The following is a 25443-nucleotide window of genomic DNA, read 5'->3' on the forward strand; positions in this document are numbered from 1 at the left end:
ACATAAAAAACTGGGCAAACGAATATTTTAAAAACTAACAGATAAGTGCAGAAATACAGCTTTGCTTCAGTTATTCCGACTCGGCATCAGCTTTTGCAGTTTGCATAGATTCAATCAAATCATGCTTGTTAAACTTTTTATATTCAGGTTTAGACTCGTAATCTTTCCAAGCGGCTTTCATCTTGTCCTCAGAAATATCGTCTAAACTAATCCCTTCGCTTGGCGTTGGAGTCGCATCAAACTTTAACGTTGTCATATCTGTGCTCCTATCTCAAATTAAATCCTTCACATCAACATAGCACTTTCTGCAGGACTTGCAAGGGTAAAATCACAGCAAATAGTCGAGTTTAATTTTTCTTTTAACGCGTTCTCATCTAAACTATTGCAGCATATTGTTATCCTCATTTTTGCAGTCATTCGGAGTTTTCCAGTCATGTCATACCGCACCCTTTCCCAATTTCTACAACAACAAACTGGAAATTTAACACCCGAACTTGCTCAAGTAATTGAAACTATAGCCAATACTTGCAAAACAATTGACCAAACATTACAAAAAGGTGCATTGGCGGGCGTATTAGGCAGTGCACAAAATGAAAACGTACAAGGCGAAGAACAAAAGAAATTAGATGTTATTTCAAATGATTATTTAATTGAAGCGTTACAAAAACATCCTAATGTGGGTGGTTTGGCGTCGGAAGAATTAGACGAATTCACTCCTGCTCAGGAAAATGGTCAATATTTAGTGTTATTTGACCCACTGGATGGTTCAAGCAACATCGACATCAATATGTGTGTGGGTACCATTTTCTCAATTTTACCTGCAAAAAATGCCGTGACCCAAGCTGCAGACTTTATGCAAGCAGGTACACAACAAGTTGCTGCAGGTTATGTCCTGTATGGCCCATCTACCATGATGGCGCTCACTGTTGGTGCAGGCGTGGTATTCTTTACCTTTGACCCAGAAAGCCAAGAGTTTTTGGTGACTGCAGACAACATTCAAGTTGCTGCCGATACAAAAGAATACGCGATCAATGCTTCAAACCAACGCCATTGGGAAGCACCTGTAAAACGCTATATTGATGAACTTTTGGCTGGTAAAACTGGGCCACGCGAAAAAGACTTTAACATGCGTTGGGTTGCATGTATGGTGGGCGATATTCACCGTATCCTTTGCCGTAGCGGGGTTTTCATGTATCCATACGACTTAAAAGACCCGAAAAAAGCAGGTCGTTTACGTTTAATGTATGAAGCCAATCCAATGAGTATGCTCATGGAACAAGCAGGCGGTGCGGCAACCACAGGTCGTGTGCGTATTTTAGACATCCAACCCACAGACCTACATCAACGTGTGCCTGTCATCATTGGCTCAAAAAATGAAGTCGATTTGGTCAGCAGCTACCATCAATAATTTTTAACAACAGCAGTCGGCCATTCGCTGACTGCTGTGGATTTTATCGCATGCCTACGATTTTTTTAGAATCAAAAGATAACCCGAAAATTAAACACTTACGTGGTTTAATTGAACAAAATAACTATCGCAAAAAACAGGGACAAACGGTACTTGAAGGTACACATTTGTGTCTGGCGTGGTTACATGAAAATAAAAAAATCAATTCGATTTTTACCACCGAACATGCACTAAGCCATCCTGACTATGAGCGTATTTTGGCTAAATACACAGGCGTGGTCTTTGTCATTGGCGAATCTTTATATAAAGATTTAAGCACTTTAGGCACTTCCCTTGCCTGTTTAGCCATTGTCGACGTGCCAAGTTCAAGCCAAGCTTTAGACTTTAAAGCAGACACACTGATTTTAGAAAATGTGCAAGATCCGGGTAATGTCGGCACCTTATTGCGCTCTGCAGCAGCAGCAGGTATTGAACAAATTATTTGTACCAAAGGTTCTGCCTCACTTTGGTCGCCACGGGTGTTACGTGCAGGCATGGGCGCACACTTTAGCTTGCATACCTTTGAAAATATTGAACTCGAAGATGTCTTAGCACAATTTCAGATTCCTGTATATGTGACCAGTTCACACCATGCAGAAAGTCTCTATTCCAAAAATCTGCGTAAGGCTTGCGTCTGGATTCTAGGCAATGAAGGTCAAGGTGTGTCCGATTATGCCTTACAGCATGCAGAAGCGGTAAGTATTCCACAACCAGGTGGACAGGAATCTTTGAATGTGGCAATTGCAGGCTCAATCTGTTTCTTTGAAATGGTACGCCAACGTCTGTAAATGGTTAATTTATTTTAAAAAGACTAGCCCTGCAAAAAAAATAGATTAGACTGAAAATAATAACTTGCAATGTCAACCAAACCATTGTTTTTAGCGTTATAGAAATATGATGTTAAAAATAATGGTGGGTATCCAATGACAGGATTTTCCATCTCTATGGATTTAAACCCGAAGTCGTCACACTCGGAAAATTTGAGTGCTCTTAAGAGTACGGCTGAGCAACGTCTGAAGAATTTCATGCAAGACGTAACGGGGCGTGCCTTAGTGATGATGGAAAGTGCAACGCAAGGACAGCACGGCATTGCTATGGATTTAGTGCAAGAAGCCTTTATTTCCTTGCATAAATCTTATGCTGACAAAGCCACAGAGGAATGGTATCCCCTGTTTTACACCATTTTAAATAACAAATTACAAGATTGGCGGCGTAAAGAAGCTCGCCGCGCTCAACCGTTTTCATGGTTCAAAAAAATCAGTTTAGATGATGACGATGTTGAACAACTTGATATTGTCGATGAGCAAGCACTCAATCCTGCAGAGTTTTTAGATCAAGCTGTGACTGTAGAAGAAATTCAGGCAGCAATTGCGGGGCTTCCTGTGCGGCAACAACAAGCTTTTATGTTACGTGCTTGGGAAGGTTTTGATACGCAAACCACCGCACAAATTATGAACTGCACTGAAGGCAGTGTAAAAACGCATTATCACCGTGCTATTCAAGCTTTACGCAACAGTTTGGCACATATGAATCCGTATCTGGGAGGATCATCAGAATGAAACAAGATGATTTCTTAAAACAAGTGACATCTAAACTTGATGGATTGGCTCGCCACCATCAAGACAAAGCCGCGGTCATGAATCATGTCTTGGACAATATTCAAGACAAGAAAACATCGCGCTATGGGCTTTGGAAAATGTCAGGTTTTGCATTGGCTGCGGCAATTGCAGGTTTTGTGGTCTTGCCAAATTCAATGGAAATGACCACACAGCCGCAGAATCAAGCTGTATCTGTTCCTAAACTTTCTCCACAAATGGTGGAAGATTTAGAAATGTTAATGGTGTTGGGTGAGGACAAAGTTCCACATGGCAGCTAAACGAATTGTGATTGCGTGTTGTGCGCTCAGTTTTTTACAAACCAGTTTTGCAGGGTTTGAGCGTTTTTGGATTTTTTCCAAAGATGCAGATACGCAAATTTCAGAAACCTGGGAAACTCTTTCTGAAGAAGAACAATTGGCCTTAATTAAGCGCTATCAAAACTTAAAAGAAATTCCTGCAGAAAAAAGCGTAGCTTTACAGCAGCGGATGGATTGGTTTACTCAACTGCCTGATAGCGAAAAACAAAAAATGCGTGAAACTTGGCAAAAAATGAGCACGCAAGAACGTCGTGAATTAGGACAACGCTTGCAACAAGCAACACCTGAACAACGACCTTTAATTCGTCAGGAATACATTCTTAAATATCAGCAGCCTGCAATGAGTCACTAATTTTATCTGTTCATGGATAATAGAAAGTACTTGAAGTCACCAATAACAAAAGCCTCATCGTGTAAAACAGATGAGGCTTTTGCAATAAAGAGTCGGTAGATTACGATTTTCTTGGACGTTGACGATAGAACGCCAATCCGATTAAACCAAACATACCCCAGAAACCTAAGCTTCCCCCACCGCCACCACTGGCTTCATAATTGGTATTTTTCGCTGTATTTTCTAAAGTAATGGTCGCTTCAGGCGATAATTCCAGTTCATGATCGAAAATCGTGTATTTCAGCTCATAATCAAATGGGCTAAAGCTATTTCGTACTTGAACCTGAATATTGCCACCATAACAAATTTCACGTGCATAATCCCCAGGACAAGGTGCTTGACGATCTGCCGTAAGTACCACACCTGAAGGTACTTGTGTAAAACGAATTGCCAGTTCTTGTCCTGTACTATCTTTATAGAATGCAGGCTTATTGGTATTTTCTTTCAAAGTGCTGATAGAACCATCGCCTGCATCGCTATCATTCAGCAATGGATTAAAACTCACTTTGAGGTCTGTACCATATTCAAGTCGTACACGATCATCTTTTGCAATTGGGGCAATATTGCTAAATTTACCTTCAAGTAAGCCCGAAGAATGCAAATTACTGTCCAATTTTGAGGTAATGGTGTATTTACAATACGCTGAATCGGTTGCTTCTGTGACTTTATCATTCAGTCGATACATCACAATCCGTTGCAACTGTGCATCCCATTCACATTTGAATAGTGGATCTTGGGTCAATTTATCGGTACTAAATGTGGTACCTGAACCCGAAATTGCACCAATCCCCAATACTTCAGTGCTAATGCTAAAGTTGTCAGAATTAAGCTGTCTTAACTGAACAAATTTCCCATCTGCAGTTGGTTCATCTTGCTTTAATGCCATCGCAAATGGATCAACATAAATGGCACGATATTGCTGCTTAGCTTTGGTATTCGCCAACAAATCCTGCATCGTTTTCAAATCAGTACGCGATTGAGAAACGACCGAAGATGCAGCATCTTTACTTTGATCTATCGCAGACTGAATACGGTCAATTTGTTGCTGATAATTGGCAAATAAACTTTCATAAGAGACATTACGCAAGCTTTGAATATCGGCTGCATTTAAGCGCATCACTTCTACAGAGCCAATTTCACAGGTATTTTTTGCATCAGGATTTAAAGTTAAAGTTGCATTACTCACCCGCGCTAAACCACGTTGTTCATAATCACTACACCCCATGCTGTTTACATCAATCAAATCTTTCGCAGGGTCTGAACCAAGTTTTGGATAATACAACGGCAGGAATAAATTATAAGCAGATGGTTCTTGCAAGGGCTGCAATACTTGATCAAAGCTAAGCCCTGTCAAATCCAAATTTTTAGCACCATCATAAGAACTATTTGCTGTTTCAGGCAAATCACACTCGCCTTGCTCTGTCGCTGATCCCATTGCGAATAAGGCATTGCGAATTGTGTTGATGTTGCGCGCCTGCTCTAAGCTCGCAGGGAATGCATAACGACAAGATTTACCTTGGTTAAAGGCCAACATATTAAAAGAGAGGACAATACGTGGATAATTGTCATAAAACAAAGTACTCAATGCTTTATTTTCAACAATGGTATTACTTTGCAAATACACCTGTGACAAAGTGCTAAGCGGATGATTTTCTGCATTACTTAAGTTAAAGATATGACCTTTGCTGGTATCAGCTTGGTTTTGTGCAATCGTACTGGCAGTCAACGCAAGATCTGGTTGGCCGCAAAGATCAAAAGTACTAAGACTATTTGCAGCACCATTTTTCACAATACTGCTGCGGTCAATTTTCACCATAGAGCGTGTATTGACCAAGTTGGCACTACAATCCATTGCCAACACACTACCTACTTTGGCTTGGTTCGCATGGATATAAGCATTTTCTAAATTGACTTGACGCTCCGCTTGATGAGCAACAACGTAAATTGCACCACCTTGTTCTGCATGCGAATTTTGAATTTCGACATTGTTCGCAGCTAATGGGCCTGCCACAAATAATGCACCACCCTTGCCTGCATCTGCAGGGTTTGCATTACCACCACCATGGGCATTCCCATTTTTTAGAATGGCATCGTATAGCGCCACGCTGGCTTGGGTATCTGAAGTATTGATAATGCGGCTATTGCCATGTGCATTAATAGTGGTTTTTAACGGTGCAATTGAAGGATAACGATGTGTAATTGGATCTACTTGGTTATAGTCGACCGCTGTCGCCCCATAAATACGCACCATAGATTGCGGGCGTAATTCTGAGTTTAAGATATATTCCCCAGCCTGCAACTGAATCATATCGGTTGCACCACGGTTGGTATTGCCTGCGCTACATCCACCGAACGCAATATTCTGCTTGGCCGCAACTAACGCTTCACGTAATGAACATTTGCTTAAGTCTTCACCATTTTGATCTTCAAAGGTCGTGACCTGAATCACACGATTATCTGCTGCCATAAGCGACATAGCAGACAGCACCATTATCCCTAATAGTGTTTTTTTATTATTTTTCATATTTATCCTTTATGCTTTTCTACGGCTTAAACCCAACAAGCCCAATAAAGCCATTAATCCGTAAGCGCTCCATGCACCGCCAGAAACTTTTATTTTATCGCTTTCCATACGATTTTCATGTTCTTGAATAACTTGGACTTTCACTTCCATATAAGGTGTTGTGCTGTTAAAACGTGTGGTACTGGTGACTAATTTAATTTTAAAAACATCTGCACCATGCCAAGCAGAATCTGGGGTATATATCAAATTCCCTGACTCATCTACAGTCAATTTTCCTTTAGAGCGTGTATCAAGTTGCTCGATTTGCACACAACCTGCTTGCCATGCTTGGCCTGTCGGATTGTTTGGAAAGACCTGATCACAAAACTCTTTAGGCACCAAATCACTATCACCCAACAAATCACTCACCGACATTTTAGCAATTTGACCCGCCAAAATATCTTGACCTATAAGACCCATAGTTTCAGGAACCATCACTTCAATTGCACCACGGTCACATAAGGTAATATCTGACTGACGGTTTTTACCGCGCTGATCTGAAGCAGCACAACCGACTACCGTATTATCCCCCAGTTGTAATTGCCCCTGATTCAACACCACAGAATCTTTCAGGCTGTTATAACTGAGCAATACGCGTGGGCGCATAAAGCCCAAGAATGAGTTTTCAGGAACTTGATATGGACAAAAGAGTGCCGTTTTATCTTGACTGAGGGTTTGGCATGCACCTTCAAGCAGATTACCTGCAAGCACCGAATTTGCAGTCCATAGCGTATTTGGATAGTTGCTATCGCCTGCTCCACAGCCTGCGCCGACTAAATTATTTTGCAATCTTGTTGCATCTGAACCTGCTTGCACACAGTTTGCTGCAGTATTGACACTGACAGGATGTGGATTACCCAAAATCACACTATTGGCAATATAGGCTTTACCCAAAGGTGCGTTGAGATACACACCACGGCTGTTACCAATCAAGCTAATGCTATTGACACCAATATCATCCAGCACATTCATGACATAGCCTTCATTTGCAGTAAAAGTACTGCTCACGATCATATTCCCCATACTAGGAAAGGCTTTGATTTCTTCATCTGCCAAACTTGCTGCAGAATAGAGATTGGCTGAAGCAACTGATATGGTTTTGTTGCCTTTAAATACTGAAGTTGTAATCACAAAGCGTGGGAATTGCGTATAAATGACGCCACCTTCCTGCGCTTGGTTAGCTTCAAGCAAGCTATTTTTGATCTCAATAAAACCTGCAGGGATCTTCTCGCCAGTCATTTGTGCGAGGTTATAAATTGCCCCACCTTGATTGGCTACACCCTGACTCAGTTTCACATAGTCTAAAATTAAATGTTCATTATTATAAATCAGACCACCTTGTTGCTGACGACAGCGTTCCTCACCGCAGCCCTGTAAAGTTAATTCTTTTAAAGAAACTTTTAAGAAACGATCCTTGCTATCTTCAATGTGGAAAATTCGCTCATTGCCGCGCATCTGAATCGTGGCATTATTCAAACCTGGGGCAGTTTTATCATTCAGACTACTGTCATAGGTGGTTTTAATTTCAAGGTTTTCTGTAATTTTAAGTTGAGTATCAATTTGATAGACGGCTTTCTTTTCTAATAAAATCACACTTGAGGCATTTTTGCCGCCACAGCCCAAATAGCCTTCTTCAGGCATGCCTAAATTAATATACTCAATGGCTTCACGCAAAGAACATTGTTGATCATCTGCTTTGGTGTCAGCAGTGGTGGTGACAATGATATTACTACTATATGCATGACCTGCGATAAACAGCATACCAATGCCGATGCTCTGCTTGAGCATAAGCGTACTCCTTGTAATTTTCTTTGTTTTTTTTCTTCTTTAGTTGCAAATTCCCTGCAACTTCGAATTATTTTCCGAATAATTTGGCATAGCTTGCGCAAATTCTCAAGTAATTTTAATTTTTACCGATATTCGTCAATTAAAGCATAAATCTGACGAAGGTTTGCGCCACTTAATTTCGTTTTCTCTCCTTTAAGTAATTGCACCAACTGTTCAAGGCTTTGCAGCAAAATCGAGGTCTGCTGTGGGCCATGTAACAACAAATAATCAATAATTTGTGGGTCGATGATAATCCCGCGACGCTCTAACACAGAACTCACCAAAGCTTGTCGGTCTGCATATAAACTGCCTGAAGGCACTTTAACACTCACAGCCTGCGTCAAACGTGATTGCAAATCGGGCAATTCGAGCTTTAATTCAATGGGGGCAAAACGTGATGAAAACACCAACTGACCACCAACTTCATTGCTGTAATTGACTAAATGAAACACCGCACGTTGCCAATGCGGTACACCACTAATCGCTTCAATATCATCTAAAGCAACCAAATCATAACGGTCTAAAGAGGTAATTGCTTCAGTGGGGGCATCCAATAATTCAAGTAAAGATACTTTAATGGCTGATTTGCCAATTTCTAAATAGGAATCACAAATTGCAGACAATAAATGACTTTTGCCTGTACCCGCTCCACCATAGACATAAAAGCGATTGACCAATCCTGCATGAAGCTGTCGAACTGCATCAATCACATGCCCCCAACCTGGACCAGAAAAATCACTGATCCGTGCATCTAATTGAGGCTCGATATCTAACTGCAGTTGACGCATAGAATTGTAATCACCTAGGAGTTTTGCTGATCTGAGGGCTTTATCTTACTTGATTTTTCAGTCTGTTGCAGTGAATTTGCTGACTGAGGATCAAGCTCAATATCAATATGAACTTGTGCTGTATCAATGCTAATGTCACCCGATGCACCATCTTCCGACACCACCACAGGCTGCCCATACAAATAACTTTTTTCGTAAAAATCACGTAAATGACGCAGTAAAACCACAATCACCGCTGCTACAGGTAAAGCAATCAACATACCCATGAATCCAGCCAGTTGTGCACCTGCTAAAACAGCAAACACCACCGCGACTGGCGAAAGTCCGATTTTATCACCCAATAAAAACGGTTGTAGAATATAGCCTTCCACCGCCTGTCCAATCATAAAGACCACAAGGACTAAAACCAATTGCATCCAGTCAATGCCAAATTGTAGGAAAGTGGCAATAATGGCTGCAACAATGCCTACAGCGAAACCTAAATACGGAATAATACTAGCAAGTCCCGCAACCATCCCAATAATCAAGCCGACTTCTAAACCAATCAGTTGCAATCCAGTCGCATAAACGACGCCCAACAAGATCATCACCAAAAACTGACCTTTAACGAAAGCGCCTAACACACTGTGACATTCTTGTACCACAGCCAACGTGCTTTGCTCATAAGGACGCGGAATTAAGCGACGCAGGCTGTCGAGCATACGCTGCCAGTCGAGTAGGAAATAGAAAGCAATAATTGGAATCAGCACCACGGTGCCGCCAATTTGAATAAAATTCAGACCAGACTGTGCGACACGCAATAACATGGCTTGAATACTATCGGCGCTATAATTGGTTTGCACATAATCCATGACGATGCTGCTCATGTGCGAGGTATCAATTTCCATTTCTTCAATATTGAAAGTGGATGATACCCACGGCAAGAAGGTCGAATTGATCCAGTTAATACCGACAGGAATACTGTCACGCGCAATCATCAACTGCTTCCAAACCAAAGGAATGATGTACCAAACTGCCAAAGTCAGCGCGATGCCAATCCCAATAAAAACCAAACTGATAGATAGCCAACGTGGCAAACCGACTTTGCAAAATTGTTCAACCAATGGGCTAAATAAATAAGCCATGAAAAATGCAACAACAAAAGGAATGACAACCGGTTTTAATAAGTACAGCACCCAAAGGAGCAGCACTATCCCAGACAGGATAAAAATGCGACGCAAGGTACGATCGACCATAGAAATTCGCCTTTTTTCAGTTTATTCGTTATAGAAGTTAAAATATTTGAATAAAGATAGCATTTTAGCGCATAAATAACATAAGAGTTTCGTATATTCAGGTATAATCGCCCCGCGAATGCGGAGACTTCATTATGAGCAACTCAACTTCTAACCCAACCACTGGTTTAAGCTATAAAGATGCTGGTGTCGATATTGAAGCGGGCGACGCGTTAGTCGATCGTATCAAATCTGTCGCTAAGCGCACGACTCGTCCTGAAGTGATGGGTGGATTAGGCGGCTTTGGCGCACTTTGTAAAATTCCGAAAGGTTATGAAGAACCTGTGCTCGTATCTGGCACAGATGGTGTAGGAACTAAATTACGTTTAGCGTTGAACCTAAACCGCCATGACACAATTGGTCAAGATTTGGTGGCAATGTGTGTAAATGACTTGCTGGTGTGCGGTGCTGAACCTTTATTCTTCTTAGACTACTATGCAACAGGTCACTTAAATGTAGACGTTGCAGCCAATGTTGTTACAGGAATTGGTAAAGGCTGTGAGCTTGCAGGCTGTGCGCTTGTAGGTGGTGAAACTGCTGAAATGCCAGGCATGTATGAAGGTGAAGATTACGATCTTGCAGGCTTCTGTGTGGGCGTGGTTGAGCAAAGCAAAATTATTGATGGCTCTAAAGTAAAAGCTGGTGACGTTCTGATTGGTGTCGCTTCTTCAGGTGCACACTCAAACGGTTACTCTTTACTTCGTAAAATTTTAGACGTAAAAAATGTTGATTTAACTCAACTGGTTGATGGTCGTCCACTGGCTGACGTTGCCATGGAACCAACACGCATTTATGTCAAATCAATGCTTGAACTGTGCAAACAAGTTGATGTGCATGCTATGGCGCACATTACGGGTGGCGGTTTACCAGGTAACTTACCACGTGTATTGCCAAATGGTGCGCAAGCAGTGATTGACGAATCATCTTGGGAATGGCCAGAACTGTTCAAATTGTTACAACGTGAAGGCGGTGTAGAACAGTTTGAAATGTATCGCACCTTTAACTGTGGTGTAGGTATGGTTGTTGTTGTAGATGCCAACGATGCAGACAAAACAGTTGAACTTCTCAACAGCCTTGGCGAAAAAGCTTGGGTGATGGGTCATATTCAAGACAACGCCGAATCCGTTGAAGGCGCAGATGAAAAAATTCGCGTAATTTTTGCGTGATTTGACTCAGATGATCAAAATAGCTGTCCTCGTTTCAGGCAGCGGAAGTAACTTACAAGCCCTGATAGATGCCAATCTTTCAGGGCAAATTGTTGGGGTTATTTCCAATAAGCCTGATGCCTATGCTTTACAACGCGCTCAACAAGCAGGGATTCAAACTGCAGTGATTGAGCACAAACAATATCCGAGTCGTGAATTATTTGATGATGTCATGCATCAACAATTACTTGCATGGGATGTTGATTTGGTGGTGCTTGCGGGCTTTATGCGTATTTTAAGTGCCAAATTTGTGCACGCTTGGGAAGGTAAAATGCTCAACATTCATCCTTCACTCTTGCCGCATTATAAAGGCATGCACACCCATCAACGTGTACTCAATACAGGCGATACCTTACACGGCTGTACTGTGCATTATGTCACTGCTGAATTGGATGCAGGTCAGGCACTTGCACAAGGTGTGTTGCAAGTAAACATCCGCGATGATGCCGAAAGTTTGGCGAACCGTGTGCATGTGTTGGAGCATTTGATTTACCCGCAAGTGGTTGAATGGATTTGTAACGGAACCATTCAGCACACTGCGCAGGGCGTGATCTACCGCCAACAACTGTTACAACAACCTGTACAGTTTTGCCATTTTTAAATATTCTTTAAGTCTGTAGCTTTTACAATATACGAAAAAACGCCTGTTGATCAGGCGTTTTTTATGGCTCGTACTTGGTTCGGACTGAATCAAACAGAAGCAGCTTTACTCTGCTGTGCCTGAATCAAGTCTTTAATCAACTGCACCGTGGCTTCAGGTTTTTCTAAAGGGAACATGTGTCCACCTTCAACCACCTGATAAACAATGTTGAACTTCTTGGCGGTAATTTGTGGGAAACCTGCTTTTAAGAACGGACCTTTTTTTGCAATCACCAATTCTGTCGGCACTTGCAGTTTTGCTTGCGGTAACCACCACAGTGATGGATTGGTTCTAAAAATATTGACCTCGTCCATTTTGGGAATGGTCAATTGTACCCCGCCTCGTACATGGTCATCAGTCAAAGCATGCTCGATATAAGCCTGAAAACAGTCGGCATCAAAATCTTGATAAAAACCTTTCGGACGCAATAAGTCTGCTGCTTGCTCACGACTTTCCCAATGATCACGACGGCGCAAAGACAAAGATGCAGGCGACAGTTGATCTACTGCTTTAAGCTTAAACATTTTGGCAAAATGTAAAAACACCGATGCTTTACCCATAATTAAAGGTGGATCAAGCATGATCACTTGTTCAAATAATTCAGGGCGTTGTAAAGAGGCTTGAAACGACAACACTGCACCTAAAGAATGCCCCAACGCAATCACTTTACGTCCCTGAGCTTGACGCACAACACTGTCAATCACTTGTTGGGTTAAGCTTTGCCAATGATTATCAATCGGATAACGCTTATCTGGCCCCAACAAAGGGACGTAAATCACATCGTAATCATCTTTAAGTAAATCAAACAGTTTTTGATAAACCTTCGATGGCACGCCATTGGCATGCGCAAAATGAATCAGTGGTTTCATTGTAATTTCGCGTTTTGCTCAGTCTGAATATGTTGAGATAAAGAAGTGGCAAAGCCCTCTCCCACTGCTGCACCCATACGACCCAACACAGAGTCTAAAGGACTGTGTTCAATGGTATAGTTCACTGTTTTATCTAGGTTTAAATCACGCTTCAGGCTATTTAAACTGCCAATCTTATCGGCAATGCCTAAAGTCACGGCTTGCTCACCTGTCCAGAACAGACCTGAGAAAATCGCAGGATCTTGTGATTTCAGTTTCGCGCCGCGTCCATCTTTCACTGCTTGAATAAAGTGGCCATGCACATTATCTAATACGGCTTGCACATGTTTTTTCTGTTCAGGATCAACAGGTTGTGTCATCGACAATAAGGCTTTATTTTCACCTGAGGTCATAGTACGATCTTCCACACCCATCTTCTGCATTAAACCGCTCAGCCCATAATTTGGCATAATCACGCCAATTGAACCCACCAAACTTGATGGATTGACAATAATTTCATCTGCAGCGGAAGCAATGTAATACGCACCTGAAGCGCCAGTATCGCCAATCACGGCATAGAGTTTTTTCCCTTGATGCTGTTTTTTCAGATATTGAATTTCTTGCCAGATTTCATCTGACTGCACAGGTGAACCACCCGGAGAATTAATATTTAGCACCACCGCCTGACTGTTGCTGTTTTCATAGGCTTTTTTCAGTGACTTGATGGTGTCATTGCTGTTCACACTTTGCTTATCAGATGCAATTGTGCCAACAATATCCACCACCGCGATATGTGGACTCGCTGCCGATGGATTCGTGGTCGTGGTACTGCACCCTTTGCCCATTATCACCAACAGTAAAAATATATAAGCAAAAGTTAAAAACTTAAAGAAAATCCCCCAACGACGTGCACGACGTTGTTCTTCAACTGAAGCTAAAACAGCTTTTTCTAATAGTTTCCACTCATTGCCTGTGGGCTGCTGTGCTTGTGGAGATATTTGTTGTGATTCATTTTGTGGTTTTGGTGGCCAATCGGACATGAAACAATCCAAAAAATAGTAAATTTGCTCCATTATATACACGGAATTGGCAAAAACTGTCTAAAGCCTGTATTTTCTCCTATAATATTTTACATCTTTATCTTTTCTATCAATTGATGCTGTCGTTATGACCGAACCTGCACCGACAACGGCTTTATCGCGCCTGCTTGATTTTGTCAGTCGACAACCTTTAACAGTTGCGCGTTTTTTTGCAAAATCTTTGGCTTTTTTGGTCAATACACTGCGTTTGAGTAAAACCTCTCAAACCATTCAACTCAATCTACAAATTGCGCTTCCTGAGCTGAACTCACAACAACGCGAACAGATTACCCAGCAAGCAATTCGTAACGAACTGACCTCTTATTTTGAGTTTTTTCATATTTGGGGATCAAGCAATCAAAAAAATATTCAAAGAATCCATCAGGTACATGGTTTAGAACTATTACAAGATGCACTGGCTGCACAAAATGGTTTGGTCTTAATTGTGCCGCATTTTGGCACTTGGGAAATTATGAATGCGTGGATCGCTCAATATACGCAAATGACCATCATGTATAAACCTGTCAAAAACCCTGCGGCAGATGATTTTGTGCGCCAAGCACGTAGCCGTGAACAGGCACATTTAGTCCCAACAGATGAATCTGGGGTACGTCAAATTTTTAAAGCACTCAAACAAGGCGGAACCACTGTCATTTTGCCAGACCATACCCCAAATATAGGTGGTGAGATGATTCCTTTTTTTGGTATTCCGTTGGAATCGAGTAATTTAAGCGCCAAATTGATTCAGAAAACTAAAGCAAAAGCTTTGTTCTTATATGCGTTAAGAAATGCAGATCAAGGCTTTGATATGTATATCGAAGCGATAGATGAGCACATTTATCAGTGTGATGCCAATGCAGGGACAGCTATTATTCACCGTGCAATTGAAGATTTGATCCGTCGTTATCCTACACATTATCACTGGAGTTATAAACGCTATAAAGCCCATCCAGATTTACGCGGGGTCTATCATAAACCTGTGCAAGAAGCCTTGGCAGATGTGCAGGCTGTACGTGCCCAGACACAGAACCAAACTAACGCTGCAACCACAATTTCTGCTGCCGATACGGCTGTATAAGCATACGCTGTTGTGCATCTACATAAAAACGTACGCTGCCCTGTTGTATGGTGTTCATGAACGGAATATTGAGCGCAGCCAAGCGTTGCTGAACTAAAGAACTAGGATGTCCATAACGATTATCAAAACCTGCAGATGCCACGGCCAATTTGGGTTTAAAATGTGCTAAAAAATCATAGGCAGAACTGTGCTTACTCCCATGATGACCCAAAATTAACACATCTACTTTTAAATCAGGATATTCCTGCAACAATTGATATTCAGTTGCCCAACCTGCATCGCCCATCACTAAAAAATGCTGATATGGCTGTGCGGATGGCACTGAAATATACAACACACATGACAACTCATTTTGTTGCTGTGCGGCATAGGGTAATTGACTCGGTTTAGGAGATAAAACTTGTATCTGTACCTGATGTGGTAAAGACCACTGTTGCCCTTGCTGACACAAATTAAATTTGGTATTTGCAGTCACATCTACAACCTGATTGGCAAAGACATGCTGAATCTTGATTTCATTTTGTAGATAAGGAAAAGCACCGCTATGGTCTTGGTCTAAATGGCTTAAAACCACCTGATCCAGTTGCTTGACACCATGCACCACTAAAAACGGACGTAAAATTTGCTGTCCAATACTAAACTTACTTTCATCATAAGAACCGCCCACATCAATCATCATGTTGTAATGACCTGAACGTAAAAATAAAGCTTGTCCCTGCCCCACATCGAGTACTGTTAATTCAAATGGTTGTCGTTGGCTATCGACTATAATCAGTGGAACAAAACATAAGATTGCCCAAGTTTTAGGCAATACCGATTGTGGTAAAAATAGCAGAAATAAGCCTAAACATAGACAGACATACACCGCTGCAGACATCGACAAAGTATGCAACTGTGGTGCAAAAATGGTTTCCATCCCCTGAAAAATCAAGCTTAATAAAGCTACAACCAGATCATTCAATTGGAACAGCATTGAAGCCAAGGGTTCAAAAATAAAAAAGCAAATTCCCGCCAAAATATCTAAAGGCACAATCAGCATACCAATCAATGGAATTGCAATAATATTGCTCAGCGGTGCAATCCACGCCACTTGTTTAAAAAACACAATCACCAAAGGAAATAAGGCAATAAAAATTTTCCATTGCGATTCGATTAAAATTTTGCTGGCATGTTTCAATTGCTGCCAACGATTCAGCTCTATACGTGGTTGCGCACTCAAACTCTGATAAATACGCAGTAGAATAAAACACGCCCCGTAAGACAGCCAAAAAGCAGCAGACAGTACACTTAAAGGATCAAGCCATAACAACAAGGCAGCGCTATAAATCAGTAAGGCAAAGCCTCGAAGCCTCTGCTTCATCACTAACATTACTGTCACTAGACTACACATCAGCAAGGTTCTTAATGCAGGAATTTCAAAACCAACAAAGGCGGTATACAGCAATACACAACTTAAAAATGGCAACATGAGCAAGTATTGTTTAGGCGTCCACAAATACCAATGCGGACGATAACACCGAATCAGCTGATGCAACGCCCAACATAGCATGCCTGCAAAAATCAGCACATGCGGCCCTGAAATCGCCAATAAGTGGCTAATTCCAAAACGCTGAAACTGCGCTTCGGTTTCTGCATCTAATAGGCTTTTATCTCCTGTGAGTAATGCAAGAATTAAACCTTGATGCTGCAAAGGTTGCCGCTGAATAAACACTCGAATGTGATAACGCTGCTGTTCAATCCATAAACGAAATTTTGCCCATAGTGTTTGTTGAGCACGCCAATGTTGTGTAAACCCCATGGCATAAATCTGTTCAGCCGAGATAGGCTGAATCTGCTCTACTCGAAAACCACTCATAATATTTTGCTGTAAATACCACCGCTCTACATCAAATGCACCTGCTGTGGCATAACTATGCGCAGGGCGAATTTTTCCACTTAATTTGTAATAGTGTCCAAGTTCTAAATTTTGCTCTTGATCTACCTGAGTTTGTGCTAAAGTTGCTAACCATGTCACTGTTTGAGGATGTCGGTTTAACACCTCAACCCTTTGTGAAATGCTGTTGTCATTTAGCTGATTTAACTGTCTGACATAAACCACGACTTCAGCAAATTCAGGTTGTAGTTCACGCCATTGCAAACGCTGCTGCATCTGCGTATCCGCATAGATCAAACCGAAAACAAGACTCAAAACACCTGCCACTCCTACATTCAAACATTTCCAATAGATTGAAGATAAGCGAGCTTGCAACAAGTATTGCACAACGATACTGCATAAAATCAGTAAAACCATTGCACTAGGCATGGAAGTCAATGAATGTATTGGAAAAGAAGAAGAACGTATTCCGACACAGGCGATCCCAATCACCCAAGCCAGACCAATCAATTGCAGCATGAATATTAAACTTATTATTTTTATTGGCATGCATCATAAAGCCCACCGAAGTGGGCTTCAACAAAACAATCTTATTCCAGCAATTACTGTTTTAAACGCAATCGCTTTTGAGTGGCTTTACGAACTATGCCCCTTAAGCATCTACCCAAACACCATCTTGCATGTGCAAAATGGTATCGGCAGATTTTGCCAACTCTTCATCATGAGTCACAATCAACATCGCCATATTAAACTCTCTGCGTAATTCACGCAGCAATTCAAAAATTTTAACTGCAGTTTTGCGGTCTAAATTTCCAGTGGGTTCATCGGCAAGCATGAGTGCGGGTTTTGTTACTAATGCACGTGCCAACGCAACACGCTGACGCTCCCCTCCAGAAAGCTCACCCGGTTTGTGGGTTAAACGATGCGATAAACCGACTCGCTCAAGCAGATAGTCTGCCTGTGCCTTCACCTCTTTGTAATTTGTGCCTGCACGTAACATTAACGGCATTGCCACATTTTCAAGCGCACTAAACTCAGGCAATAAATGGTGAAACTGATAAACAAAACCGAGGTATCGATTACGCAAATAGCCGCGTTCAGCTTCGCCTAAATTGTCAAAACGCTGCCCATGTAAAAATACTTCGCCTGTGCTTGGACGGTCTAAACCACCCAACACATGCAATAAGGTACTTTTGCCCGAACCACTCGCTCCGACAATCGACACAAACTGCCCTTGCTGAACTTGTAAATCTAGACCACGAATCACTTCAACAGTGGTTTTGCCATCGGTAAAGTGTTTAGAAACTTGCTTGGCTTCCAGAACAATCTTACTCATAACGCAATGCCTCTGCTGGTTGAATTTTCGCGGCACGTAATGCAGGGTAAATCGTCGCCAAGAAACTTAAAATTAATGACAAGCTCACAATCACCACCACATCTTGCCATCTTAAATATGAAGGTAAGTAGTTGATAAAGTAGGCATCAAATAAGTTTAGCCCTAATACATTATTCAACCATGCAATAAAGCCACTGATACTGGACGCGAAAATAATCCCCAAGATTGCACCTGAAACCGTACCAATAACCCCAATGACCGTACCTTGCACCATAAAAATTTTGGTAATCGTGCTTGGTGATGCACCCAAAGTTCTTAAAATCGCAATATCCGATTTTTTATCGGTCACAACCATCACCAAAGAAGACACGATATTAAATGCAGCCACCAAAACAATTAGGAATAACAATAGGCTCACCATCGCCTTTTCCATTTGAATGGCGCTAAACAAGTTACCGTGCGTATAAGTCCAGTCCGAAGCGTAAAAGTTGGCAGGTAGCTCTTGCACAATATCTCGAGATACTTGTGGTGCAGCAAAAATATCATCCAGTTTTAAGCGTACACCTTGCGCACCATCGGGTAAACGCAGCAAAGTCGAAGCATCATTCAGGGCGATATATCCCATCATCGAATCGACTTCTGCACCAATACTAAAAATACCGACCACTTTGAAGCGTTTAAAACGCGGTACAACGCCTGCAGGTGATGGCGTCGCTTCAGGTAAAACCAAGGTAATGCTGTCGTTTAAACCCAAACCCAAGGCATCAGTCATTTGTTTGCCCAAAACAATACCGAACTCACCCTTTTTCAGATTGTCGATACTGCCTGCAACCATGTGGTTTTGAATGATGGATACTTTCTTTTCGTATTCGGGTTCAATTCCCGTGACCATAATGCCCGACACTTGCCCTTGTGCAGTCAACATGCCTTGCAATTGCGTAAATGGTGCAGCACCAACAACATGCTTATGTTGCTCAACTTTCGTTGCAAGTTCTGGCCAATTTGTTAAAATTTGTGTTGATGAAACAGTGGCTTGAGGTATCATGCCCAAGACACGATTTTTTAATTCGCGATCAAAACCATTCATCACCGAAAGTACGGTAATGAGGACAGCAACACCCAAAGTTAGACCGATCATCGAAACTAAGGCAATAAAAGAAATAAAGTGGTTACTGCGCCGAGCGCGCGTATATCTCAACCCTATATATAGCGAGATTGGTTTAAACATACCATCAAGTCCGAGGTAATACATTATGGAAAATTTACAGCATCAAAGCGTCGCGTCTGAACGTCGTGTCATGTCACGAATTGATGCTGCCCTGAGAATCAATTACCAGATCATTTCTGACGATGTTGCGCTGAACGACCCTTACGATGCTAATTTTGTTTTACCGCGTTATTTTCTACTACTCGCAGAATTAGATCAATTTGATCATGCATTAAACTACGAATTAGAACAATTAACTGAAAAAGATCAACAAATTGCTCGAATCTTATCCTTATTCAACCAAAAATTAAACCTTATTACAGGGTCTTTATACGATGCAATTGTACAAAGCATGTTACCTATCCCTGAACAGGTCAATTTTTCAGAAAGTGGTTTCAGTTTTTATAGTGAACGTGAATTAAACACGGGCAGTTATATTCATGTCACGCTCAGCCATCCTGAAAACTTTTTCCATATAGCCGCAACCGCGCAAGTGGTTTACAGCCGTGAAGAAGAAAATGGACAATATCGTACTGGGGCGTATTTTATTACTCTACACCCTCAAGATCGCGTCAAACTTGCAGAAGCCGTTGCTTTAAAACAAGCATAATCTAAGAAATAAAATAAATCATTTCTGCATGTTCGCGTATATAAAATCACGTGGATAACGCCATCTTTGCATATCGTTAGGATGGTGTTTTGATTTTCTGAGCCAATGCCCGACTTGCTTTAAGATCACGATAAAAATACAGCACTAAGCCTGACAATAAAACCAAAGCGCCCACAAATACCATGACCGATAAAGCTTCTTGATTGAGTAAAGCACCAATCAACAAAGCAATCATTGGCGTCATGACGGTGGTTAAAGATAAGGTGGTCGCCTGAATATTCTGCACCAATTTAAAATAACAGAACATTGCAATCAAAGAAGCCATGATCACGGTATAAAGTAAAGCTGCGATAGATTTAAGACTCGGCAAACTAGTCGGTACATATTGCCAAATAAACGGCACAATACATAAAGCCGCAATGGTTGATACCAAAATCGAGCCAGTTGCCTGTGCTACAGGTTCAACTTGCGCATTAACTTTTTTCACCCAGAAAATAGACATGGTGTAGGTCAATACACTAAACAGCATTAAAACAATACCCAGAGGATGCACATGCTGTGTTTCGCCGCCAAAGCAGATGATGCCAAGCCCTAAAATGGACATTGTCATTCCGATCCATTGAATACGTGCCAAATGCAACTGAAACACAAAACGACCAATCAAACCTGCTATGATGGGGGTCAGACCAAACATCAGGGCGATAATGCCTGAGCTTAAATAAGCGGTGGCAATGTAGGTGAAAATTTGTGAACCGATCAGACTAAACGAACCTGCCAAATAACTATGCCACGCTTGTAGATGATGTGGAAATTTCACTTTTAACAGCAGCAATAAAATAATAGCTAAGGGCAAAGCAATGAAAAAACGTAGCACCAAAGCCCAAAGCATGTGTAAATCTGACACACTCCAGACAATTGCCAAAGGCGTTGTTGCCCAAATGAAAACCAATAAGGCATAGGTCATCATAATATTGGTTTTAGAAGGCATGCGTGACTCGTATTAAGCAGTTTTACGTTTTTGCTTTTGGATGGTTTGATCTAGACTACTTGAAAACTCACGTTTATCACGTTCTGAAATAGGTGCTGGCCCACCTGTTTGTACGCCTGCACCACGCAAAGTATCCATAAAATCACGCAAATGCAGACGCGCTTTCACATTGGCAACAGTATAAATTTCACCACGTGGATGAATCGCTATTCCGCCCTTTTCAATCACTTGTGCCGCTAGTGGAATATCCTGCGTGATCACAATGTCGTGTTCCTTCATGCGATCTACAATTTCCTGATCGGCGGCATCGGCACCATGCATCACTTGAATAGAGTTAATCCGTACCGAAGGCGTAATCCCGACCGATTGATTGGCAACAAAAGTGACTTCAAGTTGGTAACGATCTGAAGCACGTAAAATGACTTCTCTTAGAATTTTAGGTAATGCATCTGCATCAACCCAAAGTTTAAATGGCAGCACTGTGCAACCCTGATAATAATATGCGACTAGTGTATCAAACTCATTACATTGCAGTATGTTTAAAATGCTCAGAATTGCATGCTAAAGTGTAGATGGATGTGATTTTGTTTCTGCTGCATCGCTGTCCACAATCTGTACAAATGCAGTGGCATTACATGAAATTTCAGCCAAAGACTTGAAAAATCGAAATAACCCTCGATCTAAGAGTAAAGAAAAGAACCCAACATCTCAAAGTGCTTATGAACAATCAAAATAGACCAGAAATCATCCGCATTGAAGATCAGAACTTCGGCAGCCATGTTGAACATTGGAATTTACTCACGGATGAACCCTACACCGAAGTTCCAAAATGGTTAGGACTGGCTCTAGATGCACCAATTATGCCAATGGGTTTATGCCGCCAAGAAGCAGAAATGGATCAAAGCACATGGCTGATTCAAGGCCCAAGCAAAGAGGCAATTCAATTGACACAAGTGATTGCGGTTGAAAATAACAAACCACAAGCTGTAAAAACGGCTTTCCCTTGCTTTGAAAGTCCTTACAAAGTTGAAGCTAAAATTGAACGTATCATTAGCTGCAAATCTAACACTCAAGCGGTGCTTCGACTCAATTTAGGCAACAACAGTATTGTCTATGCTTTTGACAGTTTATACAGCGTCAACCATCAACAATACCAAAAAGATCAAACCTACTGGGTGCATTTAAACGCATGGGCGTATGAACTTGAAGCTGTTGCTGAAGGCGAACAATTGGTGGTCGATGATCCTGCGTCAATTAAACACCATCGTGCGCTGAATGATATTTTAGCAGCCAATGATGGTGTTGCACCTGCCAATCTGCAAGAACAAATTGACGCATGGCAACCTAAGTCCGAAGATGACAAAGCACCTGTAACGGTGGATTTTTCTAAAATGGTCGCATATTTATATGGCGAAAATATCGGTCAGGAAGATGAAGCTTGGTTTCAGGGCAATGTTGTTGGTAAAACCAGTTTTGAATTCATGAATCAAGCCTATACTGTTTATGATGTCACTCTAATTCATGATGAAAATCAGCCTGCGATTTTAATTCGTCTTGCGACTAAAAATCCTGCGCACCAAAACTTTGAAATTGGACAATACATTCGTGGCAATATTTGGATTCAAGCCAATATTCACAATATAAAACAGTAGTTTATTAAAAATAAACCTCAAAGTAGCTGTCTAAATAATAAATTCATATTCATCATCCCCCCATCCTCGCCTTCTCCTCAGGGAGAAGGAACTTTCAATACTTATTTCACTGATGGCTTATAATCAATTTTTGATTGTTAAAAGCGTGCTATTGATAGTATGAATATATTGATGCTTATTTAAGCATTTTAAATTCAAAAAAACGCAGTTATCCACAGCTTTAAATTTATTATAAATTCAAAATCAACCATATTTTAAATCGAATATGTGGATAAGTTATTTTAAAACCCAAACATCTGCACCAAGCACCGTAGATAATCTGAAAGCCTTGAGTGGTGCGGATTTTAAAAATCAACACAGAATTAATTCATTATTGGCAGATATTATATTTAAAATAAAATTAGTACTTTATTTAATCAATTTTTTATGCTAAAAATATAGCCGTATTTAAATATTTAACGATAAATAGATCATCGGAAAATAATATCTATGAAAATCGTGCAAGAAGAAAACTTACAGCATGTAGAACATCAACTTGAGCAACGCTATCAGCTCGACCCGATGTCTTGCCTATTTTTTGCATTAGGCATGCTGCTCTCCGCCTACGGCTTACACTATTTTGTGTTCTGAGTTTCACTCATCAACAAGCCTCTATGACTTTTCACCTATTTCTATAAAAAAAACCCAGCTAATTCAGCTGGGTTTTTGCTTTTTACTACTATCAATTAACCGTGACGTTTTGCAAAGTCATCCATAAAGTTAACCAAAGCTTGTACGCCATCTAATGGCACTGCATTATAAATACTTGCGCGCATACCACCTACAGAACGGTGACCTGCCAAGTTCAACAAACGGTTTTCTTCAGCTTCTTGCAAGAATTGTTTTTCCAGTGCGGCATCAGCCAAAGTAAACGGAACGTTCATAATTGAACGGTTTGCGCTATAAATTGGATTCGCGTAGAAATCGCTTGAATCGATATAACCGTATAATAATTTCGCTTTTTCTAGGTTAGCTTGATGAATCGCATCTACACCACCGTTTTGCAATAACCACTCAAACACTAAACCAGACAAATACCATGCATAAGTTGCAGGTGTATTCACCATGGAATCATTTTTTGCCTGTGCTGAATATTTCAAAATGCTTGGAATTTCAGGCTTGGCTTGATCAAGCAAATCTTCACGTACAATCACAATGGTTAAGCCTGCTGGGCCAATATTTTTTTGCGCACCTGCATAAATCAGACCAAATTTAGATACATCTAAAGGTGCAGATAAAATGCTTGATGAGAAATCACATACCAACGGTTTGTCTGTTTCTGGAATATTGGCAAACTGCAAACCACCAATTGTTTCGTTATCTGCATAATGCACATAGGCAGCATCGGCAGATAAGTTCCATTGGCTTTGTTCGCTAATGGCATGCTTACCTTCAATCTGAATACCCGCTTCAACGACATGAATATCGCCATAGCGCTGCGCTTCTTTTAAGGCTTTTTCAGACCAAATACCCGTGTGGATATAATCTGCCTTGTTGTTTTTACCCAACAAATTCAATGGAATCGCAGAGAATTGTAGCGATGCACCACCCTGCAAGAACAATACTTTGTAGTTCTCAGGAATATTCATGAGTTTGCGCAGGTCTGCTTCCGCTTTTTCAGCCATGGCAACATAGTCGGCACTACGGTGGCTCATTTCCATGATCGAAAGACCTTTGCCATGCCAGTCAAGCATTTCAGCTTGAGCTTTTTCAAGTACGGCAGTCGGTAATGCTGCAGGACCAGCACAGAAGTTGTACGCGCGCATGATTTTTCCTTTCAGAGTGAAACACAATAAAATGATGGCATTTAACCATATCTGGCAGGGTCTTGCACAAAATTATTTCAATCTATGAGCCAAGATAGAGTCAAAAAATCAATGTAGATTCGAGGGATAAATTTACTAAATCAAAAAAAGAGGTTGAAATGTGTGCGACAATATCTGTCGCAAATTGATTAAAAAAACCACCCACTACTCCTAATTAAATGATATTTTAAATAAATATTAAAGGAGAAATAAACAATGACAACATTCCTCAATCACTTTAAGGTAGATAAAAATTTACTTGAAGTTGACTTCTTTGACCCTAATCTGGAAACAGATACTCGCTTATACATTGATAGTTATTATTTAACTCGTTGTGAGAACATACATTCCAAGTCTGCTCTGACTACTCAGCAAAATTTTATGAAATGTTTAATGGAAGCTCTTAAAGAAAAAGATGAAATTAAAGCAAGAAAATTATGCTCCCATTTTCCTGAGCCCAAATATACTGGCATTGGTGCAACTAAAGAAGGAGTAAATGGCAAAGGATCACACGATATTAAAGTTGAATATATACTCACATGCTTAAAGTCTTCTCAGGCAGCTCAGACAGGCTTATTAGAAGATCTTGAAGAATTAATATTAGTTGCAGATGGTATAGGTCCGGACACTATTTCAGATATAACGACTAGGGTCTGTTGACATTTCATAAATGGCTTGCGCTGTAGGCTAAAACTGAGCAGATCAGGCATGAAACGCAAGGAATAGCGAGATTATTGCTAAGTTTCATAACGCAATCTGAGAAAGTTTTAGCCACAGCCTTTCAGGGCGAGCATATTTTTTGCTGCTATTGCGTTATGTGCCAGTCATTTAAAATGACTAAATTTCCTGTCCCATGCCTTATAGCAGCTAAAAAATAT

The 25443-nt window shown here is 41.0% G+C and carries 26 protein-coding genes; 12 read left to right on the plus strand and 14 right to left on the minus strand.

Features of this window, described 5'->3' with window-relative positions; translation table 11 throughout:
* Positions 1–70 precede the first annotated feature (70 nt).
* Complete coding sequence (locus VF675_RS01935) at positions 71–256, minus strand: NF038105 family protein (RefSeq protein ID WP_004971800.1); 186 nt, start codon at positions 254–256, stop codon at positions 71–73.
* Positions 257–433: 177 nt separating this feature from the next.
* On the opposite strand from VF675_RS01935, the gene VF675_RS01940 reads away from it, so the two are divergent.
* The 5 genes from VF675_RS01940 (at position 434) to VF675_RS01960 (ending at position 3714) form a co-directional block, all read left to right on the plus strand.
* Entirely contained in the window at positions 434–1408 is a 975-nt protein-coding gene (locus VF675_RS01940) for a class 1 fructose-bisphosphatase (RefSeq protein ID WP_004971801.1), read from the plus strand.
* 50 nt (positions 1409–1458) lie between these two features.
* Positions 1459–2235, plus strand: coding sequence for a TrmH family RNA methyltransferase (locus tag VF675_RS01945; RefSeq protein ID WP_004971802.1), 777 nt, complete (start codon positions 1459–1461; stop codon positions 2233–2235).
* Between the two features lie 156 nt (positions 2236–2391).
* Positions 2392–3006: an RNA polymerase sigma factor gene (locus VF675_RS01950; protein ID WP_004971803.1), complete on the plus strand. Its 615-nt coding sequence runs from the start codon at positions 2392–2394 to the stop codon at positions 3004–3006.
* On the plus strand, positions 3003–3323 hold the full coding sequence (locus VF675_RS01955; protein ID WP_004971804.1) for a hypothetical protein: 321 nt from the start codon (positions 3003–3005) through the stop codon (positions 3321–3323). Before VF675_RS01950 ends, VF675_RS01955 begins: the two co-directional genes overlap by 4 nt.
* Positions 3313–3714 carry a DUF3106 domain-containing protein gene (locus tag VF675_RS01960; RefSeq protein ID WP_004971806.1) on the plus strand — a complete coding sequence of 134 codons (402 nt, stop codon included), beginning with the start codon at positions 3313–3315 and terminating at the stop codon, positions 3712–3714. The genes VF675_RS01955 and VF675_RS01960 overlap by 11 nt, the downstream gene beginning before the upstream one ends.
* A gap of 100 nt (positions 3715–3814) precedes the next feature.
* On the opposite strand, the gene VF675_RS01965 is transcribed toward VF675_RS01960, so the two are convergent.
* The 4 genes from VF675_RS01965 to cxpE all read right to left on the minus strand — a co-directional run bounded on the left by VF675_RS01965 (position 3815) and on the right by cxpE (position 10166).
* The gene (locus tag VF675_RS01965) at positions 3815–6229 is read right to left on the minus strand and encodes a CSLREA domain-containing protein (protein WP_440204665.1); all 2415 of its coding nucleotides are present in this window, start codon (positions 6227–6229) and stop codon (positions 3815–3817) included.
* 57 nt (positions 6230–6286) lie between these two features.
* Complete coding sequence (rbtA, locus tag VF675_RS01970; protein ID WP_440204666.1) at positions 6287–8104, minus strand: rhombotarget A; 1818 nt, start codon at positions 8102–8104, stop codon at positions 6287–6289.
* Between the two features lie 122 nt (positions 8105–8226).
* Positions 8227–8931, minus strand: coding sequence for a DnaA regulatory inactivator Hda (hda, locus tag VF675_RS01975; RefSeq protein WP_180051618.1), 705 nt, complete (start codon positions 8929–8931; stop codon positions 8227–8229).
* A 14-nt stretch (positions 8932–8945) separates the two neighbouring features.
* Positions 8946–10166: a chloramphenicol efflux transporter CxpE gene (gene cxpE / locus VF675_RS01980; RefSeq protein WP_104851731.1), complete on the minus strand. Its 1221-nt coding sequence runs from the start codon at positions 10164–10166 to the stop codon at positions 8946–8948.
* A 134-nt stretch (positions 10167–10300) separates the two neighbouring features.
* On the opposite strand from cxpE, the gene purM reads away from it, so the two are divergent.
* Positions 10301–11371, plus strand: coding sequence for a phosphoribosylformylglycinamidine cyclo-ligase (gene purM, locus VF675_RS01985; RefSeq protein ID WP_104853216.1), 1071 nt, complete (start codon positions 10301–10303; stop codon positions 11369–11371).
* 10 nt (positions 11372–11381) lie between these two features.
* On the plus strand, positions 11382–12011 hold the full coding sequence (purN, locus tag VF675_RS01990; RefSeq protein WP_178318853.1) for a phosphoribosylglycinamide formyltransferase: 630 nt from the start codon (positions 11382–11384) through the stop codon (positions 12009–12011).
* Between the two features lie 89 nt (positions 12012–12100).
* Here the strand turns inward: purN and VF675_RS01995 are convergent, their stop codons facing one another.
* Both VF675_RS01995 and sppA read right to left on the minus strand, forming a co-directional pair.
* Positions 12101–12919 carry an alpha/beta fold hydrolase gene (locus VF675_RS01995; protein WP_178318854.1) on the minus strand — a complete coding sequence of 273 codons (819 nt, stop codon included), beginning with the start codon at positions 12917–12919 and terminating at the stop codon, positions 12101–12103.
* A complete protein-coding gene (gene sppA, locus VF675_RS02000; protein ID WP_004971820.1) occupies positions 12916–13938 on the minus strand; it encodes a signal peptide peptidase SppA in 1023 nt (340 codons plus the stop codon). Before sppA ends, VF675_RS01995 begins: the two co-directional genes overlap by 4 nt.
* 127 nt (positions 13939–14065) lie before the next feature.
* Between sppA and VF675_RS02005 the strand changes: the two genes are divergently transcribed.
* Positions 14066–15055 (plus strand): lysophospholipid acyltransferase family protein, encoded by a 990-nt coding sequence (locus VF675_RS02005; RefSeq protein WP_440204667.1) that lies wholly within the window; start codon positions 14066–14068, stop codon positions 15053–15055.
* Here VF675_RS02005 and VF675_RS02010 read toward each other — a convergent pair.
* The 4 genes from VF675_RS02010 to VF675_RS02025 all read right to left on the minus strand — a co-directional run bounded on the left by VF675_RS02010 (position 15012) and on the right by VF675_RS02025 (position 19492).
* Positions 15012–17357: a DNA internalization-related competence protein ComEC/Rec2 gene (locus VF675_RS02010; protein ID WP_440204668.1), complete on the minus strand. Its 2346-nt coding sequence runs from the start codon at positions 17355–17357 to the stop codon at positions 15012–15014. The two genes, VF675_RS02005 and VF675_RS02010, sit on opposite strands and share 44 nt — an antisense overlap.
* Positions 17350–17511, minus strand: coding sequence for a hypothetical protein (locus VF675_RS02015; RefSeq protein ID WP_253115564.1), 162 nt, complete (start codon positions 17509–17511; stop codon positions 17350–17352). The genes VF675_RS02010 and VF675_RS02015 overlap by 8 nt, the downstream gene beginning before the upstream one ends.
* Positions 17512–17580: 69 nt before the next feature.
* Positions 17581–18264, minus strand: a complete 684-nt coding sequence (gene lolD, locus VF675_RS02020; RefSeq protein ID WP_440204669.1) for a lipoprotein-releasing ABC transporter ATP-binding protein LolD — start codon at positions 18262–18264, stop codon at positions 17581–17583.
* Complete coding sequence (locus tag VF675_RS02025) at positions 18257–19492, minus strand: lipoprotein-releasing ABC transporter permease subunit (protein ID WP_104853304.1); 1236 nt, start codon at positions 19490–19492, stop codon at positions 18257–18259. Before VF675_RS02025 ends, lolD begins: the two co-directional genes overlap by 8 nt.
* 25 nt (positions 19493–19517) lie before the next feature.
* Between VF675_RS02025 and VF675_RS02030 the strand changes: the two genes are divergently transcribed.
* Positions 19518–20081 carry a PilZ domain-containing protein gene (locus VF675_RS02030; RefSeq protein WP_004971830.1) on the plus strand — a complete coding sequence of 188 codons (564 nt, stop codon included), beginning with the start codon at positions 19518–19520 and terminating at the stop codon, positions 20079–20081.
* 76 nt (positions 20082–20157) lie between these two features.
* Here VF675_RS02030 and VF675_RS02035 read toward each other — a convergent pair whose 3' ends face one another.
* The gene (locus tag VF675_RS02035; RefSeq protein WP_440204670.1) at positions 20158–21069 is read right to left on the minus strand and encodes a DMT family transporter; all 912 of its coding nucleotides are present in this window, start codon (positions 21067–21069) and stop codon (positions 20158–20160) included.
* 12 nt (positions 21070–21081) lie between these two features.
* Positions 21082–21549, minus strand: coding sequence for a YaiI/YqxD family protein (locus VF675_RS02040; protein ID WP_004971836.1), 468 nt, complete (start codon positions 21547–21549; stop codon positions 21082–21084).
* 239 nt (positions 21550–21788) lie between these two features.
* Here VF675_RS02040 and VF675_RS02045 point away from each other — a divergent pair, with 239 nt between their 5' ends.
* Together VF675_RS02045 and VF675_RS02050 are read left to right on the plus strand one after the other, a co-directional pair.
* Entirely contained in the window at positions 21789–22721 is a 933-nt protein-coding gene (locus VF675_RS02045; protein ID WP_004971838.1) for a hypothetical protein, read from the plus strand.
* A gap of 489 nt (positions 22722–23210) precedes the next feature.
* On the plus strand, positions 23211–23351 hold the full coding sequence (locus VF675_RS02050; RefSeq protein ID WP_004971840.1) for a hypothetical protein: 141 nt from the start codon (positions 23211–23213) through the stop codon (positions 23349–23351).
* Positions 23352–23446: 95 nt separating this feature from the next.
* On the opposite strand, the gene serC is transcribed toward VF675_RS02050, so the two are convergent.
* Positions 23447–24526 (minus strand): 3-phosphoserine/phosphohydroxythreonine transaminase, encoded by a 1080-nt coding sequence (gene serC, locus VF675_RS02055; protein WP_004971842.1) that lies wholly within the window; start codon positions 24524–24526, stop codon positions 23447–23449.
* Between the two features lie 255 nt (positions 24527–24781).
* On the opposite strand from serC, the gene VF675_RS02060 reads away from it, so the two are divergent.
* Positions 24782–25225: a hypothetical protein gene (locus VF675_RS02060; RefSeq protein ID WP_004971845.1), complete on the plus strand. Its 444-nt coding sequence runs from the start codon at positions 24782–24784 to the stop codon at positions 25223–25225.
* Positions 25226–25443: the final 218 nt, after the last annotated feature.

The sequence above is a fragment of the Acinetobacter sp. Lyrl_1 genome (assembly GCF_051948795.1).
GTDB classification, from domain to species: domain Bacteria; phylum Pseudomonadota; class Gammaproteobacteria; order Pseudomonadales; family Moraxellaceae; genus Acinetobacter; species Acinetobacter towneri.

What these genes read in the sequence shown, in the direction of transcription:
- VF675_RS01935 (WP_004971800.1), bottom strand. Translation starts at nt 256, where the DNA reads ATGACAACGTTAAAGTTTGATGCGACTCCAACGCCAAGCGAAGGGATT.
- VF675_RS01940 (WP_004971801.1), top strand. Translation starts at nt 434, where the DNA reads ATGTCATACCGCACCCTTTCCCAATTTCTACAACAACAAACTGGAAAT.
- VF675_RS01945 (WP_004971802.1), top strand. Translation starts at nt 1,459, where the DNA reads ATGCCTACGATTTTTTTAGAATCAAAAGATAACCCGAAAATTAAACAC.
- VF675_RS01950 (WP_004971803.1), top strand. Translation starts at nt 2,392, where the DNA reads ATGGATTTAAACCCGAAGTCGTCACACTCGGAAAATTTGAGTGCTCTT.
- VF675_RS01955 (WP_004971804.1), top strand. Translation starts at nt 3,003, where the DNA reads ATGAAACAAGATGATTTCTTAAAACAAGTGACATCTAAACTTGATGGA.
- VF675_RS01960 (WP_004971806.1), top strand. Translation starts at nt 3,313, where the DNA reads ATGGCAGCTAAACGAATTGTGATTGCGTGTTGTGCGCTCAGTTTTTTA.
- VF675_RS01965 (WP_440204665.1), bottom strand. Translation starts at nt 6,229, where the DNA reads ATGTCGCTTATGGCAGCAGATAATCGTGTGATTCAGGTCACGACCTTT.
- rbtA (WP_440204666.1), bottom strand. Translation starts at nt 8,104, where the DNA reads ATGCTCAAGCAGAGCATCGGCATTGGTATGCTGTTTATCGCAGGTCAT.
- hda (WP_180051618.1), bottom strand. Translation starts at nt 8,931, where the DNA reads ATGCGTCAACTGCAGTTAGATATCGAGCCTCAATTAGATGCACGGATC.
- cxpE (WP_104851731.1), bottom strand. Translation starts at nt 10,166, where the DNA reads ATGGTCGATCGTACCTTGCGTCGCATTTTTATCCTGTCTGGGATAGTG.
- purM (WP_104853216.1), top strand. Translation starts at nt 10,301, where the DNA reads ATGAGCAACTCAACTTCTAACCCAACCACTGGTTTAAGCTATAAAGAT.
- purN (WP_178318853.1), top strand. Translation starts at nt 11,382, where the DNA reads ATGATCAAAATAGCTGTCCTCGTTTCAGGCAGCGGAAGTAACTTACAA.
- VF675_RS01995 (WP_178318854.1), bottom strand. Translation starts at nt 12,919, where the DNA reads ATGAAACCACTGATTCATTTTGCGCATGCCAATGGCGTGCCATCGAAG.
- sppA (WP_004971820.1), bottom strand. Translation starts at nt 13,938, where the DNA reads ATGTCCGATTGGCCACCAAAACCACAAAATGAATCACAACAAATATCT.
- VF675_RS02005 (WP_440204667.1), top strand. Translation starts at nt 14,066, where the DNA reads ATGACCGAACCTGCACCGACAACGGCTTTATCGCGCCTGCTTGATTTT.
- VF675_RS02010 (WP_440204668.1), bottom strand. Translation starts at nt 17,357, where the DNA reads ATGCCTAGTGCAATGGTTTTACTGATTTTATGCAGTATCGTTGTGCAA.
- lolD (WP_440204669.1), bottom strand. Translation starts at nt 18,264, where the DNA reads ATGAGTAAGATTGTTCTGGAAGCCAAGCAAGTTTCTAAACACTTTACC.
- VF675_RS02025 (WP_104853304.1), bottom strand. Translation starts at nt 19,492, where the DNA reads ATGTTTAAACCAATCTCGCTATATATAGGGTTGAGATATACGCGCGCT.
- VF675_RS02030 (WP_004971830.1), top strand. Translation starts at nt 19,518, where the DNA reads ATGGAAAATTTACAGCATCAAAGCGTCGCGTCTGAACGTCGTGTCATG.
- VF675_RS02035 (WP_440204670.1), bottom strand. Translation starts at nt 21,069, where the DNA reads ATGCCTTCTAAAACCAATATTATGATGACCTATGCCTTATTGGTTTTC.
- VF675_RS02045 (WP_004971838.1), top strand. Translation starts at nt 21,789, where the DNA reads ATGAACAATCAAAATAGACCAGAAATCATCCGCATTGAAGATCAGAAC.
- VF675_RS02050 (WP_004971840.1), top strand. Translation starts at nt 23,211, where the DNA reads ATGAAAATCGTGCAAGAAGAAAACTTACAGCATGTAGAACATCAACTT.
- serC (WP_004971842.1), bottom strand. Translation starts at nt 24,526, where the DNA reads ATGCGCGCGTACAACTTCTGTGCTGGTCCTGCAGCATTACCGACTGCC.
- VF675_RS02060 (WP_004971845.1), top strand. Translation starts at nt 24,782, where the DNA reads ATGACAACATTCCTCAATCACTTTAAGGTAGATAAAAATTTACTTGAA.